The organism is Paraburkholderia phytofirmans, assembly GCF_046028095.1.
Taxonomy (GTDB): Bacteria; Pseudomonadota; Gammaproteobacteria; order Burkholderiales; family Burkholderiaceae; genus Paraburkholderia; species Paraburkholderia phytofirmans_A.
This window is the reverse complement of the sequence record NZ_JAQQDJ010000004.1, coordinates 32,087-49,702: the sequence shown is the minus strand read 5'-3', so window position 1 is coordinate 49,702 and position 17,616 is coordinate 32,087. Positions and strand designations below refer to the sequence as shown.

General features: G+C 64.1%; 18 protein-coding genes. 12 read left to right on the top strand and 6 right to left on the bottom strand.

Translation table 11 applies throughout. The features are described 5' to 3' along the window. The first annotated feature begins 5 nt into the window (after positions 1-5). The 8 genes from PQR54_RS12895 to PQR54_RS12860 all read left to right on the top strand — a co-directional run bounded on the left by PQR54_RS12895 (position 6) and on the right by PQR54_RS12860 (position 7,969). Complete coding sequence (locus tag PQR54_RS12895; RefSeq protein ID WP_408246158.1) at positions 6-1,526, top strand: sugar ABC transporter ATP-binding protein; 1,521 nt, start codon at positions 6-8, stop codon at positions 1,524-1,526. After that, the gene (locus PQR54_RS12890) at positions 1,516-2,571 is read left to right on the top strand and encodes an ABC transporter permease (RefSeq protein ID WP_408246156.1); all 1,056 of its coding nucleotides are present in this window, start codon (positions 1,516-1,518) and stop codon (positions 2,569-2,571) included. The genes PQR54_RS12895 and PQR54_RS12890 overlap by 11 nt, the downstream gene beginning before the upstream one ends. Positions 2,572-2,596: 25 nt before the next feature. After that, positions 2,597-2,929: a UxaA family hydrolase gene (locus PQR54_RS12885; protein WP_208328503.1), complete on the top strand. Its 333-nt coding sequence runs from the start codon at positions 2,597-2,599 to the stop codon at positions 2,927-2,929. Positions 2,930-2,971: 42 nt separating this feature from the next. Then, a complete protein-coding gene (locus PQR54_RS12880; protein WP_408246154.1) occupies positions 2,972-4,291 on the top strand; it encodes a UxaA family hydrolase in 1,320 nt (439 codons plus the stop codon). A 105-nt stretch (positions 4,292-4,396) separates the two neighbouring features. Continuing rightward, positions 4,397-5,437, top strand: coding sequence for an aldo/keto reductase (locus PQR54_RS12875; protein WP_408246152.1), 1,041 nt, complete (start codon positions 4,397-4,399; stop codon positions 5,435-5,437). A 7-nt stretch (positions 5,438-5,444) separates the two neighbouring features. After that, the gene (locus PQR54_RS12870) at positions 5,445-6,275 is read left to right on the top strand and encodes an amidohydrolase family protein (RefSeq protein WP_408246150.1); all 831 of its coding nucleotides are present in this window, start codon (positions 5,445-5,447) and stop codon (positions 6,273-6,275) included. A 44-nt stretch (positions 6,276-6,319) separates the two neighbouring features. Beyond that, a complete protein-coding gene (locus tag PQR54_RS12865; protein WP_408246148.1) occupies positions 6,320-7,063 on the top strand; it encodes an SDR family oxidoreductase in 744 nt (247 codons plus the stop codon). Positions 7,064-7,120: 57 nt separating this feature from the next. Next, positions 7,121-7,969: an ureidoglycolate lyase gene (locus PQR54_RS12860; RefSeq protein ID WP_408246146.1), complete on the top strand. Its 849-nt coding sequence runs from the start codon at positions 7,121-7,123 to the stop codon at positions 7,967-7,969. Positions 7,970-8,141: 172 nt separating this feature from the next. On the opposite strand, the gene PQR54_RS12855 is transcribed toward PQR54_RS12860, so the two are convergent. The 3 genes from PQR54_RS12855 to PQR54_RS12845 all read right to left on the bottom strand — a co-directional run bounded on the left by PQR54_RS12855 (position 8,142) and on the right by PQR54_RS12845 (position 10,408). Next, positions 8,142-9,494: a pyridoxal phosphate-dependent decarboxylase family protein gene (locus PQR54_RS12855; protein WP_408246144.1), complete on the bottom strand. Its 1,353-nt coding sequence runs from the start codon at positions 9,492-9,494 to the stop codon at positions 8,142-8,144. Between the two features lie 58 nt (positions 9,495-9,552). Then, complete coding sequence (locus PQR54_RS12850) at positions 9,553-9,855, bottom strand: ArsR/SmtB family transcription factor (protein ID WP_106281679.1); 303 nt, start codon at positions 9,853-9,855, stop codon at positions 9,553-9,555. Positions 9,856-9,973: 118 nt separating this feature from the next. Continuing rightward, positions 9,974-10,408, bottom strand: a complete 435-nt coding sequence (locus PQR54_RS12845) for a PaaI family thioesterase (RefSeq protein WP_012428699.1) — start codon at positions 10,406-10,408, stop codon at positions 9,974-9,976. Between the two features lie 269 nt (positions 10,409-10,677). Here PQR54_RS12845 and PQR54_RS12840 point away from each other — a divergent pair, with 269 nt between their 5' ends. Further along, complete coding sequence (locus PQR54_RS12840) at positions 10,678-12,300, top strand: methyl-accepting chemotaxis protein (RefSeq protein ID WP_408246141.1); 1,623 nt, start codon at positions 10,678-10,680, stop codon at positions 12,298-12,300. Between the two features lie 112 nt (positions 12,301-12,412). Here the strand turns inward: PQR54_RS12840 and PQR54_RS12835 are convergent, their stop codons facing one another. Beyond that, positions 12,413-12,616 carry a cold-shock protein gene (locus tag PQR54_RS12835; protein ID WP_007178724.1) on the bottom strand — a complete coding sequence of 68 codons (204 nt, stop codon included), beginning with the start codon at positions 12,614-12,616 and terminating at the stop codon, positions 12,413-12,415. Positions 12,617-12,879: 263 nt separating this feature from the next. On the opposite strand from PQR54_RS12835, the gene PQR54_RS12830 reads away from it, so the two are divergent. Next, positions 12,880-13,110 carry a hypothetical protein gene (locus tag PQR54_RS12830; RefSeq protein ID WP_408246139.1) on the top strand — a complete coding sequence of 77 codons (231 nt, stop codon included), beginning with the start codon at positions 12,880-12,882 and terminating at the stop codon, positions 13,108-13,110. A gap of 86 nt (positions 13,111-13,196) precedes the next feature. Here the strand turns inward: PQR54_RS12830 and PQR54_RS12825 are convergent, their stop codons facing one another. Then, entirely contained in the window at positions 13,197-13,520 is a 324-nt protein-coding gene (locus tag PQR54_RS12825; RefSeq protein ID WP_408246137.1) for an HNH endonuclease, read from the bottom strand. A gap of 63 nt (positions 13,521-13,583) precedes the next feature. Further along, positions 13,584-14,696, bottom strand: a complete 1,113-nt coding sequence (locus PQR54_RS12820) for an AGE family epimerase/isomerase (protein WP_408246135.1) — start codon at positions 14,694-14,696, stop codon at positions 13,584-13,586. 279 nt (positions 14,697-14,975) lie between these two features. On the opposite strand from PQR54_RS12820, the gene PQR54_RS12815 reads away from it, so the two are divergent. Together PQR54_RS12815 and PQR54_RS12810 are read left to right on the top strand one after the other, a co-directional pair. Beyond that, positions 14,976-15,662 carry an MgtC/SapB family protein gene (locus tag PQR54_RS12815; protein ID WP_408246133.1) on the top strand — a complete coding sequence of 229 codons (687 nt, stop codon included), beginning with the start codon at positions 14,976-14,978 and terminating at the stop codon, positions 15,660-15,662. 131 nt (positions 15,663-15,793) lie between these two features. Then, positions 15,794-17,221 (top strand): hypothetical protein, encoded by a 1,428-nt coding sequence (locus PQR54_RS12810; RefSeq protein WP_408246132.1) that lies wholly within the window; start codon positions 15,794-15,796, stop codon positions 17,219-17,221. Positions 17,222-17,616 lie beyond the last annotated feature (395 nt).

Sequence of the window (17,616 nt, the reverse complement as noted above, 5' to 3'; positions counted from 1 at the left end):
GTCAAATGAGCGAACTCACGTCCTCCGTGCCCGTCGTCGAAGCGCTCGAGGTCACCAAACGCTTCGGCTCGACGGCCGCGCTGAACGACGTGAGCATTCGCGTCATGCCTGGCGAGTCGCATGCGCTCGTCGGGCGCAACGGCGCGGGTAAATCGACGCTGGTGTCGATTCTCACCGGCCTGCGCAAGCCCGACACCGGCGAGGTACGTTTTAGCGGCGCGGCCGCGCCGTCGATCGCGGATCGCGACGCATGGCGCGAGCGCGTGGCATGCGTCTATCAACATTCGACGATCATCCGCGATTTGAGCGTGGCGGAGAATCTGTTCATCAACCGGCAGCCGTTACGCGGCGGCGTGATCGATTGGCAAGCCATGCGGCGCGACGCGCGCGCGTTGCTCGATCACTGGAAGATCGACGTGCGCGAAGATGCCCGCGCCGGCGATCTGTCGGTGGAAGCGCGGCAACTGGTGGAGATCGCGCGCGCGCTGTCGTACGGCGCGCGCTTCATCATTCTCGACGAGCCGACCGCGCAGCTCGACGGCGACGAGATCAAGCGCCTGTTCCGCCGCATCAGCGAGTTGCAGCGCGAGGGCGTGACGTTCCTCTTCATCTCGCATCATCTTCAGGAAGTCTATGAAATCTGCCAGGCCGTGACGGTGTTGCGCGACGCGCGGCATATCGTCAGCGCGCCGGTTTCCGCGTTGCCGCGCGAGCAACTGATCGAAGCGATGACCGGCGAACGCGGCGGTCTCGCAGTCGCCGATGCTGCACAACGCGCGGCTTTGCCCGCCGATACGGCGATCGCGCTGGAACTCAAGGAACTGGCGGGCGCCGATTACGAAGGCGTGTCATTCACCGTCAAGCGCGGCGAAGTCGTGGGTTTGACTGGCGCGACGAGCAGCGGCCGCACGAGCGTGGCCGAAGCGATTGCGGGCCTGCGCGCGGCCAAACGCGGCACGATCAGCGTGGACGGCGCAATCTTGCCGCCCGGCGATGTGCCCGCAGCGCTCGCGCACGGCATCGGCTGCGTACCGAAAGATCGGCATCACGAAGGGCTGGTGCTCACGCAATCGGTCGCGGAAAACGCATCGATGACGATCGCGCGTGTGCTCGGCAAGTTCGGCATCGCGCCGCCCGCGAAGAAGAACGCCTTCGGCCAGAAGATGATCGACGCGCTCGGCATCGTCGCGCAAGGTCCGGAGCATGTCGTGTCGGGTCTGTCCGGCGGCAATCAGCAGAAGGTGGTGATGGCGCGCGCGCTCGCCACCAATCCCAATGTGCTCGTGCTGATCGATCCCACCGCGGGCGTCGACGTCAAATCGAAAGAAGCGTTGCTCTCCGTCGTGGATCGCGTGCGCGAAGAGGGCAAGGCCGTGCTGGTCGTGTCCGGCGAACTCGACGATCTGCGCACCTGTGACCGCGTGCTGGTCATGTTCCGTGGCCGTGTCGCGGCCGAATTTCCCGCGGGTTGGCAGGACCACGACCTGATCGCATCCGTTGAAGGAGTCAGTCTTCATGAAGAATAGTGTGCCCAGTCCCGCTTTCGGCGCCGCGCAAGCTCAGGCTCAGCCGCAGTTGGCCGCGCCGGCGTCACGCGGCAAACGCGCGCGCTCGGAACTCGCGCGTCTGCGTGAGTTGGCCTTGCTGCCCGCGCTCGCTTTGCTGATCGTGATCGGCGCGTTTGTGAGCCCGAGTTTTTTGACCAAGGCCAATCTCATCAGCGTACTGGGCGCGTCGGCGGCGTTGGCGCTCGTCGTGCTCGCCGAATCGCTGATCGTGCTGACCGGCAAGTTCGACTTGTCGCTCGAATCGACGGTGGGCATCGCGCCCGCAGTGGGCGCGATGCTCGTGATGCCCGCGGCGTCCGCGGGCTTCGGCATGCAATGGCCCGCGGCGGCCGGCTTGCTCGCCATCGTGTTGGTGGGCGCGGTGATCGGCTTCATCAACGGCTTTCTCGTGGTGCGTTTGCGGCTCAATGCGTTCATCGTCACGCTGGCCATGCTGATCGTGTTGCGCGGCATGCTGGTGGGCGCGACCAAGGGCGGCACGCTGTTCGATATGCCGCCGTCGTTCTTCGAGCTCGCGACCACCATCGTGCTCGGCTTGCCTTTGTCCGTGTGGCTCGCGGCGGTGGCGTTCGCGATCGCGGCGTTCATGTTGCGCTACCACCGGCTGGGCCGCGCGCTGTACGCCATCGGCGGCAATCCGGAAGCGGCGCGCGCGGCAGGGATTCGCGTGGAGCGCATCACGTGGGGTGTATTCGTGCTCGGCAGCATACTCGCCTCGGTGGGCGGTCTGATCGTGACCGGCTATGTTGGCGCGATCAACGCGAACCAGGGCAACGGTATGATTTTCACGGTGTTCGCGGCGGCGGTGATCGGCGGCATTTCGCTCGACGGCGGCAAGGGCACCATGTTTGGCGCGCTCACCGGCGTGCTGCTGCTCGGCGTCGTGCAGAACCTGTTGACGCTTGCCCAGGTGCCGTCTTTCTGGATTCAGGCGATTTACGGCGCGATCATTCTGGGCTCGCTGATGGTGGCGCGCCTTGCGAGCGGCGAAGGCCAGAACTGATGCATATGCACCTCGGAGAACTCATTTGACCAGCCGCCCGTTGCCATTGCAAACCGACCCACGCCTGATCCTGCTCAGCCCCGCCGACAACTGCCTGATCGCGGCGGCGCGCCTCGACGGCGGCACGCAGATCGAGATCGAGGGCGAGCGCGTGACGCTCACCAAAACCATCGACCTCGGTCACAAGGTGGCGCGCCATGAACTCGCGAAGGACGACAAGGTGCTGCGCTACGGCGCAGTGATCGGTCACGTGACAGAAGCCGTGGCACGCGGTGCGCATCTGCATACGCACAACCTCGAAAGCGATTACCTGCCGACCTATACGCACGACGCGGGCCACGAATTCGTCCATCACTGATGTGCGCACAACGACGTGGCCTCGCGCCGCGCTGGAACGATCATGACTGACACTTCCGTAGCATCTCTACCTGTCGCCGCGCAGCAGCCCACGCTTCAGGGCTATCTGCGCCGCGACGGCCGCAAGGGCATCCGCAATGTGGTCGCGGTGGCGTATCTGGTCGAGTGCGCGCATCACGTCGCGCGCGAAATCGTCACGCAGTTTCGCGAACCGCTCGACGCCTTCGACGATCCTTCCGCCGAACGCGAGCCGCCGGTGCATCTGATCGGCTTTCCGGGCTGCTATCCGAATGGGTACGCGGAAAAAATGCTCGAGCGGCTCACCACGCATCCCAACGTGGGCGCGGTGCTGTTCGTGTCGCTCGGCTGCGAGAGCATGAACAAGCACTATCTGGTGGACGTGGTGCGCGCGAGTGGCCGTCCGGTCGAAGTGCTGACGATCCAGGAAAAGGGCGGCACGCGCAGCACGATTCAATACGGCGTCGACTGGATTCGCGGCGCGCGCAAGCAACTCGCCGCGCAGCAGAAAGTGCCGATGGCGCTGAGCGAACTGGTGATCGGCACGATCTGCGGCGGCTCGGACGGCACCAGCGGCATCACGGCGAATCCGGCGGTGGGCCGCGCGTTCGATCATCTGATCGACGCGGGCGCAACGTGTATCTTCGAAGAAACCGGCGAGCTGGTGGGCTGCGAATTCCATATGAAGACGCGTGCGGCGCGCCCTGCGCTCGGCGACGAAATCGTGGCCTGCGTCGCGAAGGCGGCGCGCTATTACTCGATTCTCGGCCACGGCAGTTTCGCGGTCGGCAACGCGGACGGCGGACTCACCACGCAGGAAGAGAAATCGCTGGGCGCGTATGCCAAAAGCGGAGCTTCGCCGATCGTCGGGATCATCAAACCCGGCGACATTCCGCCAACCGGCGGACTCTATCTGCTCGACGTCGTGCCGGACGGCGAACCGCGCTTCGGTTTTCCCAATATCAGCGACAACGCGGAGATCGGCGAACTGATCGCCTGCGGCGCGCATGTGATTCTGTTCACGACCGGACGCGGCTCGGTGGTCGGCTCGGCGATCTCGCCGGTGATCAAGGTGTGCGCGAATCCCGCGACGTATCGCAACCTCTCCGGCGACATGGATGTCGATGCAGGCCGCATTCTCGAAGGCCGCGGCACGCTCGACGAAGTGGGCCGCGAGGTGTTCGAGCAAACGGTGGCGGTGTCGCGCGGTGCCGCTTCGAAGTCGGAGACGCTTGGTCATCAGGAATTCATCCTGACGTACAAGACGTTCGAGCCGGTTGGACCGGCTTGCCTGCCGTCGAGCGCCGCAGCGCAGCATCGGGTCGTCGCGATCGAGCCGCACTGAGCGGCTGCGTCCTGGCCGCGCGGTCCTGGCGGCAAGCCGTCTGTACACACCGTGGGCAAACCTCGCCCATGCATGGTAAAACACGACAAATTGGAGACGCGCTCAATGACCGCAACGATCGGATCGAAGATCGGGCAACGGCGCCGCATCGGCCGCGGGCCGTTGCAGGTGACCGGTTTGGGACTCGGCACGGCGCCGCTCGGCGGCCTGTACCGCGATCTGTCCGATGAAGAAGCTCATGCCACCATCGCCGCCGCGTGGGACGCCGGCGTGCGCTACTTCGACACCGCACCGCATTACGGCAACACGAAGGCCGAGCATCGTCTGGGCGACGCGTTGCGGCGCTATCCGCGTGGCCAGTACGTGCTGTCCACCAAAGTGGGCCGCCGTTTCGTGCCGCGCACCACGCCTTTCGACGACAAGGAAGGCTGGCAAAACCCGCTCCCTTTCGAAGCGATCTACGATTACACGCACGACGGCATTCTGCGTTCGTTCGAAGACAGCCAGCAGCGCCTCGGCATCGTCGATATCGACATTTTGCTGGTGCACGATATTGGCCGTGTCACGCACGGCGACAACCATCCCCATTACTGGCGGCAACTCACCGAAGGCGGCGGCTTTCGCGCGCTGGACGCGTTGCGCTCTTCTGGCGCGATCAAGGCCGTCGGACTTGGCGTCAACGAAGGCGCGGTGATACTGGATGCGATGGCCGAGTTCGATATCGATTGCGCGTTGCTCGCGGGCCGTTATACGCTCCTCGAACAGACCACGCTCGATGACCTGTTGCCGGCCTGTGAAAAACAAGGCGTCAGCATCCTGTTAGGCGGCGCGTTTAATTCGGGCATTCTGGCGCGCGGTGTCGAAGGCGATCTGAAATTCAACTACGGCGAGGCGCCGCCCGAAGTGATCGAGCGCGTCGCGCGGCTTGAAGCAGTGTGCCGCGCGCACGGCGTGCCGCTCGCGGCCGCCGCCTTGCAGTTTCCGTATGCGCATCCGGCGGTCGCCACCGTGCTGACCGGCGCGCGCAGTGCCGATGAATTGCGCGAGAACGCCGCGTCGTTCGAGCAGCCGATCCCCGCGGCCTTGTGGTCCGCGTTGCGTGACGAAGGCTTGCTCGACAGCCGTGCGCCCGCGCCAGAGGATTGATTTGACGATGCATATCGATGCCCACCAGCACTACTGGGATCCCGCTCGCGGCGATTACGAGTGGCTCACGCCGGAACTGAAAATCCTGTACCGGACGTTTGGCCCGGAGGATCTCAAGCCGTTGCGCGAACGCGCGGGCATCGAGCGGACGGTGGTGGTGCAGGCGGCGCCGACCATCGACGAAACGCGTTATTTGCTGGACCTGGCGCGCCATGAGCCGTCGATTGCGGGCGTGGTCGGCTGGGTGCCGTTGTTGCTGCCCACTGCGCCGCAGGTGATCGAAGCGCTGGCGCATGAGCCGAAGTTCAAAGGCGTGCGGCCGATGCTGCAGGATTTGCCGGACGATACATGGATCGCGAACCCCGATCTCGCGCCGGCAATCGAAGCGCTGATTGCACACGACCTCGCCTTCGACGCATTGATTTACGCGCGCCACGTCGAGCCGTTCGAAACTTTCGCGACGCGCTTTCCAGCGTTGCGCATCGTCGTCGATCATGGGGCGAAGCCGCCCATCCGCTATGGACGCGCGGGCTATCAAAGCTGGGCCGACGCGATCACGCGGCTCGCGCAACTGCCGCACGTGCATTGCAAGCTGTCGGGCCTCGTCACCGAGGCGTCGCCCGGCTGGACCGAGGAAACGCTGCATCCGTATGTCGAGCATCTGCTGAAGTCATTCGGTCCGGCACGATTGATGTGGGGCAGCGACTGGCCCGTGCTCGATCTGAACGGCGACTATCTGCTCTGGCATTCGGTGGCGAACACTTTGCTCACGTCGTTAAGCGATGCTGAGCGCGAAGCGGTTTTCGGCGGCAATGCCGCCGCGTTTTATCGATTGTGATTTCTGGAAGAGACAAGCAACAGCCCATTCAACTGGAGTCGTAGATGACACAAAGACTGGCCGGCAAGACGGCCCTGATCACGGCGGCAGGACAAGGCATTGGACTCGCCACCGCCGAACTCTTCGCACGCGAAGGCGCGCGCGTGATCGCCACGGATATCCGCATCGACGGACTGGCCGGCAAGCCGGTCGAAGCGCGCAAGCTCGACGTGCGCGACGACGCGGCGATCAAGGCGCTAGCCGCCGAAATCGGCGCGGTCGACGTGCTATTCAACTGCGCGGGCTTCGTGCACGCCGGCAACATTCTCGAATGCAGCGAAGAGGATTGGGATTTCGCCTTCGACCTGAACGCGAAGGCGATGTACCGCATGATTCGCGCGTTCCTGCCCGCCATGCTGGAGCACGGTGGCGGGTCGATCATCAATATGTCGTCGGCGGCGTCGAGTGTGAAGGGCGTGCCGAACCGCTTCGCGTACAGCGCTTCCAAGGCCGCGGTGATCGGGCTGACCAAGTCCGTTGCTGCGGACTTCATCACGCGTGGTGTACGCTGTAACGCGATCTGCCCGGGCACGGTGGCTTCGCCGTCGCTCGAACAGCGGATCGTCGCGCAGGCTCAGGCGCAAGGCGCGACGCTGGACGCCGTGCAGGCCGCCTTTGTCGCGCGTCAGCCGATGGGCCGCATCGGCAAGCCGGAAGAGATCGCCGCGTTGGCGCTGTATCTCGGGTCCGACGAATCGTCATTTACCACGGGCCATGCGCATGTGATCGACGGCGGTTGGTCGAACTGACGCACGCATGACGCACGCTGAACCACGAACCGAACACCACTGAAAGGAAGTGCCAGGATGAAACTGCTTCGTTATGGGCCGAAGGGCCAGGAAAAGCCGGGCTTGCTCGACGCGCAAGGCAAGATTCGTGATCTGTCGAAAGTGGTCGCCGACATCGACGGCGCCGCGCTGACCGACGCAGGTCTCGCCAAACTGCGCGCGCTCGATCCGGCTTCGCTGCCGCTGGTCGAAGGCAATCCGCGCATGGGTCCGTGCGTCGGCAAGATCGGCAAATTCATCTGCATCGGCTTGAATTACGCGGATCACGCGGCTGAATCGAATCTGCCGGTGCCCGCCGAGCCGGTCATCTTCAACAAGTGGACCAGCGCGATCAGCGGCCCGAACGACGACGTTGAAATTCCGCGCGGCTCGAAGAAAACCGATTGGGAAGTGGAACTGGGCGTGGTGATCGGCAAGCCGGCGAAATATATCGACGAAGCCAACGCGCTCGATTACGTCGCCGGTTATTGCGTGATCAACGACGTGTCGGAACGCGAATGGCAGATCGAAAAGGGCGGCACGTGGGACAAGGGCAAGGGCTTCGACACGTTCGGCCCGATCGGCCCGTGGGTCGTCACGCGCGATGAAGTCGCCGATCCGCAGAACCTGAGCCTATGGCTCGAAGTGGATGGCCACCGCTATCAGAACGGCAGCACGAAGACGATGGTGTTCGGCGTCGCGAAACTGGTTTCGTATGTATCGCAGTGCATGAGCCTGCAACCGGGCGACGTGATTTCGACTGGCACGCCGCCGGGCGTCGGCATGGGCGTGAAGCCGAATCCGGTGTTCCTGAAGCCGGGTCAGACGATTCGCCTGGGTATTGAAGGGCTGGGCGAGCAGACGCAGAAGACGTACGCGGCGGAGTGATTCGCGCCTGCGGGCTTCGCGGGGCATGAAGAACGGCGGTTCCTGCGCTAACAGGCAGGAGCCGCTTTTTTGTGTGCGCCGCTGCCGCTGCTGCTTACGCGCGTCGCTCTCCATTTGCACTCGCGCGTGCGGCGCGGCTAAACCACCGCCACACTTGTTTTCGGCACGCTGCTTAATCGCAGTGTTCGGCGAGCAGTCGCGCGAGCAGCGCCACTAACTGATCGACGTGAGCGTCTTCAGTACGCCACGACGACACGCTGATGCGAAACGCCGGCCGCCCTTGCCAGACAGTCTGACCGAACCACGTTTCGCCCGACGCCTGCGCCGCTTCACGAATCGCGACCGTCTGCGCGTCGGTCTTCGCGCGTACCAGCACCTGGTTCAGCACCACGCGATTCACCACTTCGAAGCCCGCAGCACGCAGACCTTCGGCGATCCGTGAAGCCTGCGCGCAATGCCGATCGACCATCTCCTGCACGCCGCTGCGTCCGAGCGAACGCAGCGCTGCCCAGATCGGAATGCCGCGCGCACGGCGCGAGAACTCCAGGTTCACGTTCTTCTGCGCGTCGTGCGCGCCGGTCAGGTAGACCGCGTCGCTGTTCATCGCCGATGAAAGCGCCTGCGCGTCGCGACAGATCGCCATGGCGCCGTCGTAGGGCGTGTTGAGCCACTTGTGGCCGTCGGTGGTCCAGCTGTCGGCGCCGTCGATGCCATCGGTCAGCGCCCGTTTCGACGATGCCCGCGCCCACAGACCAAACGCGCCATCCACATGAACCCATGCTCCGGCCGCTTTGGCGCGCGGAACCAATTCCGCGAACGGATCGAACTCGCCGGTGTTCACTTCGCCGGCTTGCACGCAGAAGATCGTCATGTCGTCGAGCGGCGGTAGCTGCGCGGGGTCGATGCGGCCGTGCTCGTCGACTGGTGCACTGATCACGCGCTTCATGCCGAAGCCGAGCACGCGCAGCGCCTTCTTCACCGTGATGTGGGCCATCTCGGAGATCACGACGCGCACAGGCGGCGCGCCGCTCAAGCCATCATTGTCGAAATCCCAGCCCTTGCGCGCGAGCAGCGCACGCCGTGCAGCCGCGATGCAAACGAGCGTGCACGCCGTCGCGCTGGTGCCGAAGCCGATCGCCGCTTCGCGCGGCAGATCGAGCGCGTCGAGCACCCAGCGCGCCGCGATTTTCTCCAGCGTGGCCGCGACCGGCGAGTTGTCGAAGGTCGACGCGCATTGATCCCACGCGCCCATCAGACGCTCGGCAGCCGCCGCAGCCGGCAGCACTGCGCCGATCACGAAGCCGTAATAGCGCGGATCGTTCGACGCGACCGTGCCGGGCGAACCACTTTCGTCGAGCAGACGCAGCACGTCAGCGGGCGCGTGGCCGTGCTGCGGGAAGGCTTCGTCGAAGGCGGCGAGTTGCGCGAGCGCGGCCGCGTCCGGAAACACCCGGCGCTTGCCGATGTCGGCAAGGTAAGCGTGCGCGCGTCGGTCGGCGTCGGCAATCAGAGCAAGTTCGTTCATGTGGTTCCTTCAAGTATCGATAACGTGATGGCGCGGCAGCCTGAAGAAGGCCACGCCCTTAGAGATTGGCGAGGTCGCGGCCGAGCTTTTGCAATTCGGCGTCGATGCGCTTGTAGTAGGTGAACTTGCCGATCCGCTGCGCACGCACGAGTCCCGCATCGGCGAGGATGCGCATGTGGCGCGTGGTGGTGGCGGGCGCAATGCCGAGTTTGTCGGTGATGAACGTGCAGCACACGCCGACCGTTTCGATATCGGCGTGGTCCTGATACGGGAAATGCCGCGTCGGCTCTTTCAGCCAGCGCATGACGGCGAGGCGGCTTGCGTTGGCGAGCGCGTTGATGCGGGTGAGTTCGTCTGTCATGAAACGGTGCGCCGAACGGGAGCCTTGGATCGATAACGTTTCGTATATTAGCTAAATGACGAAACGTGAACAAGCGCCTTGAGGGCGGCGCGAAGTGGTTCACCCAAGGGCCGTGACGTCAGCCCGCGTGTTCATGTTCGCCGTTTTCGCTGATCCGGTTGACCGTGCCTTGTGCGACGGCAATCAGCTTTTCGCGGTTGCCTTCCATCACATACACGTTGCATTGGCAGGTCGCCTGATGCTGGCCCGCGTAGACGACCTTCGCGCGCGCGATCAGCGTGCCGTTGATGGCCGGCCGCAGATAATTGATCTTGTATTCCCCGGTCACGACCTTCGGCCCGAGCAGCAGCGCGCCCGCGAAGGTCAGCGCGTTGTCGGCGAGATAGCTGATAACGCCGCCATGCACGAAGCCGTGCTGCTGCCGCAACTCATCGCGGATCGGCAGGCTCAGCGTGAGTTCGCTGGTGCTTGTCTGCATCAGCTCGGCGCCTAACAGCATGCTGAACGGCTGGGCATGCAGTGCGCCGCGCGCCCGGTCGAGGAGGTCGGTCATTGTGATTCCTTCGGGCGTGGCCCGCGGTGGCAATCTGCACTGGCCTGCGTCGTGCAGTCCCTACCCACTCTAGGAAGCGCGCACGCACCGCGTCAAGGTGAATCGGCAATTCGTGCGGTCCATTGTTGCGCGAATCGATTGCAATGGTGACGTTGACCGATGAAAAGGGGGCGTAAGACGATCTTTGATGGAATTGGCCTCAAGCGCGGCGCGCTTATGCCGTTAACCCTGACGTAGCTCCCGTCATTCTTTGTCTTCAGGTATTCACGATGTTCAGCAAGATCAAGGTCGCATCCGGCCTGTTGTGTGTTCTGGCCGCGTTCTGCGTTTTCCAGCTTGTCACGGTGGGTTTGGGGTTCTGGTCGCTCACGCGCACGCATGACGACGTGGGCGATCTGTCGAACATCGCCCTGAAGCAGGTGGACGCGGTCAACGAAACGACTCAGCATTTGATGGACGCGCGCATCAACCTCTCGCGCGCCGGGACGCGCATGGTGCGCGGCGGCTCCGAGCCGACCGACATCGTGCAGCACGCCCGCGAACAGTTGACGGCCGCCGACCAGTCGTTCGCGGCCTTCATGAGCGCGCCGAAGACCGGCGACGAAAACGGCACCCGTGCCGCCGCGCTCGCCGAGCGCTACAAGAAGCTGCACGACGCGCTCGCGGAACTGGTGCAGTTCCTCGATTCGAACAACATCCAGGCCTTCCTCGATCAACCGACGCAGTCGTTCCAGGACGCGTACCTCGGCGAGTCGCATAACTTCGTGCAATTCGGCAACGCGGCGAGCCGTGCGTCGCTCGACTCGATTGATACGCGCATGGCAACTTTCCGTGCCGTCAGCATCGCGATCCTGCTGGCGCTGGTGGCCGGCACGTTCGCCGTGTACGCCGGGCTGCGCCGTGGCGTGGTGGCGCCGCTGGAAGAGGCGGGCCGTCACTTCGACCGGATCGCGCAAGGCCGTCTCGACCAACCTATCGCCGCGCGCGGCACCAACGAAATTGGCCGGCTGTTCTCGGGCCTCGCGAAAATGCAGGCGAGCGTAGCGCGCACGGTGCAGACCGTGCGCGAATCCGCCGACTCGATCCACCTGGGCGCTGATGAAATCGCGACCGGCAACGCCGATCTGTCGGCGCGCACCGAAAACCAGGCTGCGTCGCTCGAAGAAACCGCGTCGAGCATGGAGGAGCTGACGGCTACCGTGCGCCAGAACGCCGAGCACGCCCGCGAGGCCAACGCGCTCGCCGAGACCGCGCTCGAAGCGACCTCGCGCGGCAGCGAAGTGGTCAACGAGGTGGTCGACAAGATGCGCGGTATTGCGCAGAGCTCGGACAAGATCGCCGAGATCATTTCGGTGATCGATGGCATTGCCTTCCAGACCAACATCCTCGCGCTGAATGCGGCCGTCGAAGCGGCGCGCGCGGGCGAGCAAGGGCGCGGCTTCGCCGTGGTGGCGGGCGAAGTGCGCGGCCTCGCGCAGCGCAGCGCGCAATCGGCGAAGGAAATCAAAACGCTGATCAGCGAGTCGGTCGCCGAGATTCAGGGCGGTTCGGCACTGGTCGAGCACGCCGGCTCAGCGATGAGCAACGTGTCCGCCTCGATTTCGCGCGTCACGCAGATGATGGCGGAGATCAGCGCGTCGTCGCTCGAGCAGAGCACGGGCATCGAGCAGGTCAATCAGGCGGTGGTGCAGATGGATGAGATGACGCAGCAGAACGCGGCGCTCGTCGAAGAAGCTGCTGCTGCGGCGGCTTCGCTGCATCAGCAGACGCAGCAATTGAAGCAGGCTGTTTCTGTCTTCGAAATTTCTGAATCTGTGTTGCGGATGCAACAAATCGACGAAGTGCGAGGGCAATCGGCCGATTTTTCGTTGTCCGGTATGCGCGCAATCTAGCTCGCGAAAGCGCTCAAAAAGAAAACGTCAGACAAAGAAAATGGCCCGCCGAAGCGGGCCATTTTGCATTAGACGCAAGCGCCTAAGGGTGCCTCAACGTACCTGACGGTACTTAGGCCGGCTGGATGTTCGCAGCTTGCTTGCCCTTCGGGCCTTGCTTAACTTCAAACGTCACTTTTTGGTTTTCCTGCAGGGACTTGAAGCCGCTGCCTTGAACTTCCGAAAAGTGCGCGAACAGGTCTTCGCCGCCGTCGTCCGGCGTGATGAAGCCAAAGCCCTTTGCATCGTTAAACCACTTCACAGTACCTGTTGCCATTTTTAATCCAGTAAATGTTGTGTGTTGCATTCGCGACCGCTATTTCTCAACACGAGATCGAGCGCGAAGTAGGAGTTGTATCACGTCTTAATGACGGACGCCAACCAACCAGTATTCGGGTATTCCCCCGCTCCGGTCTTTTTGAGGCCCGGAAAGCAATTGGAAGGCTGTTCCCGCGGGTAGGGTAAACTGCTCGTATTACTCTTCCAGGAAAAACATTGACACATTACTTGCAAGAAGAACTTACCTCGTTCTGGAGTCGTTTGACCCCCTATCTGGCGATATTGGAGTCTAAATCACCTCAAGAAGGCGCCCCGGACCCGGTCGGCCGTATCACCGTCGATACCGAAGACCGTCAGGCTTTCGCCCTCCACGTCACCGATCAGAAGCCGCACGGCGACACGTCGGACACCCCCACCGGGCACAGCGCAACTTATATGCGTTTTAAATCGGCCGACAGCGGCTGGAGCCCCTGGCAGCGCGAAGAGTATTGATCGACCGGGCGGTCGGCTTTTGTGTCCGCGTCCCGTCGTGAGATCGCGGCCGGCGTTCAGCCGGCTTCGCTCGGTTAGTTCGACTCTCAGCCTTTGCGCCCACTGCGGCGCGTGCGTTCGTAAAAATCGTTCGGCTTGGTGCGAACCCAGCGGACGAAGGTGCGGACCGCCTCGTCGCTGAGGAGCGCCTCGACCGTCGAATAGCGCTGCGCCAGCTCGGCTTCCGAAAACAGCGCGTGGAGCTGACGATGGCAAATGCGGTGCAAGGCGGCGACTTCCTTGCCGCCTTTTGTTTTCGGCACCCAATGATGCAAATCGCGTTGGCTCGCCGGGATCGGCCGGCCGCAGAGCGGGCAGATTTCGTCCGCGGGCGGTGGTCGATACCAAGGTTCGGCAAGTTTCTTGGCCATGGCCTGACGAATGGCTAGCGGAGTTTCTGGCGCTCGACAGTTGTGTGGCCTAACCGGCGGCGTTCAGGCGGCCGGCAATGCCTCGTAGGCGGTTGCGAGGTGATACGGCGTGGTCGACGGCATGTCGGCGCGCGCCACTTCGCCCGCCGGCGTCTTGCATTCGAACCAGCCCTGCGGACGCAGAAACCGTTGCTGGAACAGTTCGATTTGCCGGGGCAGCGCGGCGCGGGCCGCCGGTTCGTCATGGCTCGCCAGCGCGCGCAGATATTCGGTTTGGGCCCAGATCCGCTGAGTCGCGTCCTTGATCCGGCCGGTTTCGTCGAGCGAGGCGTACACGCCGCCGGTTTCCAGGTCCACGCCATGTTGCTGCGCGAAGCTGAACGCACGCGGCATGGCTTCGGCGAGACCCGAGTCTTCGAACACGGCGCCCGCCTGTTTCACCAGCCAGAACCATTCGAACTGATGCCCGGGTTCCAGACGGTTGTCGTCCGCGCCGATCGGCAATTCGGCGATGCAGCCCGTGGGCGCATGCACGAAACGCCGCGCGACCGCGCCGGCGAGGCGCCGCAGCGCGGCGTCGAAAGCGTTGTCGTGGGTGGCTTCGCGAGCGGCCAGCCAGGCTTCGGTCAGGTGCATCAAGGGGTTCTGGATCGGCGTGCCCGTCACGCCGGCGAAGTCCGCGGTCAGCGCGGCGTTGAACAGATCGTCCTCGGCGGCGAAGTTCGACTGGATCAGCGCGGACGTGCGATGCACGATTTCCAGCGCATTGTGATTGCCGGAGCGCCGGGCATACTCCGCGCACGCAAACACCACGAACGCGTGCGTGTACAGGTCCTTGGTGGTGTCGAGCGGTGCGCCTTGCGCATCCACGCTGTAGAACCATCCACCGTGGCGCATGTCCTGAAAGGTGTGCGTCAACGAATCGAACAGCACCTGCGCATGGGCTGCGTCGCCTGCCTGCGAGAACACGAACAATTGGCGCGCGCAGGCCATTGCCCGGTAACGCTCGGCGGGCAGCGGCCGATGATCTTCGGCGCTGACCGCTTCGTAGGGCAGCTTCAGTGCGGTGTTGAAACCCGGCCCGCGCCAGATCGGTAGCACCACGCCTGTGAAGTGATCGCGCAGACTGGCAGCGAGTGCGACGGTGGAAGCGGCGGGTGGGTTCATGCTCTGCATAGTCAAATGGGGCGAACAGGGTATTTCGAAGCGAAGCGACGGTGGACGTGTTTGTTGTGTCCGTGGCCAGAGTTTCAGCGCGGCGCAGTTGTGGGCGAACCTGCCGGCGAGCGTGGATGCTACCTGTTTTGCAAACCGGCAACCGCAAAATCAGGATAGCGACCAGCGGTGCGAACCGCCTCGCGATGTGCGGCCTAGCATAAAGCAAACGGGTCACACTGGCACTGCGTCACCGGTGCGGAAACTACTTCAAATAATTTCCGATCAGGAGGAAGAACAATGCTGGGGAATCTCGAACTCATCGCCCGTTTGATGGTGGCCGCCGCGCTCGGCAGCGTCATCGGCTTCGAGCGGGAGCGGCTTTCGTGGGCCGCGGGGCTGCGCACGCACATGCTGGTGTGCGTCGGTTCGACGCTGATCATGATCGTCTCGGCGTATGGTTTTGCGGAAGTGCTGAGCGGCGACCACGTCGTACTGGATCCTTCGCGGATGGCGGCGCAAGTGGTGTCGGGCATCGGCTTTCTCGGCGCGGGCTCGATCCTGCTGCGTGGCGAGATCGTGCGCGGACTGACGACGGCGGCGAGCCTCTGGTCGGTGGCCGCCATCGGTCTCGCGGTCGGCGGCGGGCTGTACACGGCGGCGATCGCGGCGACCATCATCATTCTGATTATCCTGGCCGGCATCAAGCCGCTCGAGCGCCGCTTCATCACGGTCAAACAACGGCGCCAACTGACGATGATCGTCGAGCGCGGCGCCATGACGTTCCACTCGCTGCACGACGAGCTCGGCGCCGCGAGCCCGCGCGTCAAGCAGTTCGTGATGCAGCAAAGCGAGGACGCGCCCGAGTGCGATGAAGTGGTGATCACCCTGCATCGCGTGTCGAATACGGAATATGAGGCGATCTGCGGGCGCTTGCGGCAACTGCACGGCGTCAAGCAGTTCAGGCAGGACGACGCGACTTCCTGAAAACGAAAATCCTCGCCGAATGGCTTCGGCGGGCGCGGGCGGCCATGCGACAATGCGGTCTCGAAAAATTCCAACGGCATTGACGAGCGGTGCTCGGCGCCCGCATTCCGGCGACGACCGCTTTTTTCTCTATGGCAGATTCCGTAGCATCCACGCAGTCCCGGCCTCAGCGCGCCGCTTCGAAGAAGCGCCGCCAGGCCAACGTCCCGACCGAAACCGAAAACAAGCTGGCGCGCGCCGCGCGCTCGGCACAACGCCTCGCGCAACTGAGCGACGCCTCCCGCGACGACAGCACGCTCGACCTGTTCCCCGACGATCCCACCCGCGCCACGCTGGAAGCGATGAATATCGACATCCGGCAAGGTACGCTGCACGGTTTCGAGTTGCCTGATGTGGTGTTGGCCGCGGTCGGGGCGATCGATGGCGGTGATGGTCTGGCGGTGGACGCGCGGGCTACGCGCCGTGCGCCACGCGTTGCCAAGGCCGACGACCAACCGGTGCCGGTTAACGCGCTGTTGAGCGGGCTCGAAATCGAGCCGTTGGTGGTGGCGGCTTCGCCGGCCGGCGAACTGGCTTTGGGCGATGCGAAACCGGCAGCGGATGCAGCCGCGTCTGCCGAAGAGAAATCGGCTGCAGCGGCGCGCGATGCGTCGGCGCCGCTTACCCCGGCGATGGCGGCAGCGACCGTGGCGCGCAGCGTGACCGCGCTGCGCCAGGCGGCTGAGCCGGATTCGGCGGGCGGTGCGGCGGCTGCGTCGACCGCTGGCGGTGTCAAGGCGCCGCAACGGTTCGCGGCGACTTTTGCCAAGGCGGCTTCGGCTTCTGGTGCGGCAAAGGTATCGGCATCGGCATCGCAACAACAGGCCTCGGTCGCAACCAGCGTGACGGGCACAACGGACGAATCGGCATCGGCACAACCGGACGCTGCTACTGCAGGGTCGAAGCCGGGTGCGGTGCCGGACCAGCATAGGGCGCCGACGGAAGCGGCAATTGCTGCGCCGAACAGCACGGCGTCGGAGACGTCGATGAATTCATCGGCGTCCGCGCAAGCTAACGCCGCGTTCGCCACGCCTTGGCGGGAAGCCCGGCGTGCCGAAGCGGCCGCGGCCGCGCTGCGCGCCGCGCCGGAACTCGATCGCGCACGAGCCACTGCGTTCGCCGATACCGTCGACGCGCTCTATGGCGTGATCGCCGATCAACGCCACGCCGCCACCGATCATTCACGACGCATGAAATGGATGCTGTCGATCGTGGTGGGCGCATTGCTGGTGACGGTCGCGATCGGCATCACGCAAACCGTGCTGCTGATGCGCCTCACGCGCGAGACCACCGCGCAGCAGCACCGCATCGAGCAGATGATGCAGAACCAGCAGGCAGCCATGGCCAGTTTGCTCGACACGCACTTGGCGATGGCGACCGCAGCCGCCACCAATGCCGCTTCCGACGCGGCCGCGGCAGCGCCCGCCGCGCCACAGCAGGCGCCCGCCACGCCGGCGCATGCGAGGCATGCAGCGCGAGCGCTGCATGTACATAAGCAGAAAGCGGTTACGCCGCACTGACAATTAGTGAGCGCCGCGCCGGCGACAAGCCGGTTGTGGTGATTCACTTTTCCACTGTGGTCCGGTGTCTGCCACCCGAAACCGGCACCCCACGCCCCACCGCCCACCCCGCCCGTCGATCAGCTACCCGTGTCCGCCAACGCGACGTTGACACCTGCGGACAGCGCGGCACCAAGCGCCGTCGACGCCGCCGTAGTCCACCCGCGCAAGGCAACTACGAGAGCCAAAGTTCGTGCGCAGCAGAAAGCCCGGTGACAAACCCGCTGCAGACGCGGACCCCTTATGACCCTGAAAACCAAAAAAACAGGGACGTTGTAATGATGCAACGCAACATATGAAAAATACCCGCGGCAAAGCACCACGCCGAAAAATTGCTGCATTGCACTAGCTTTTGC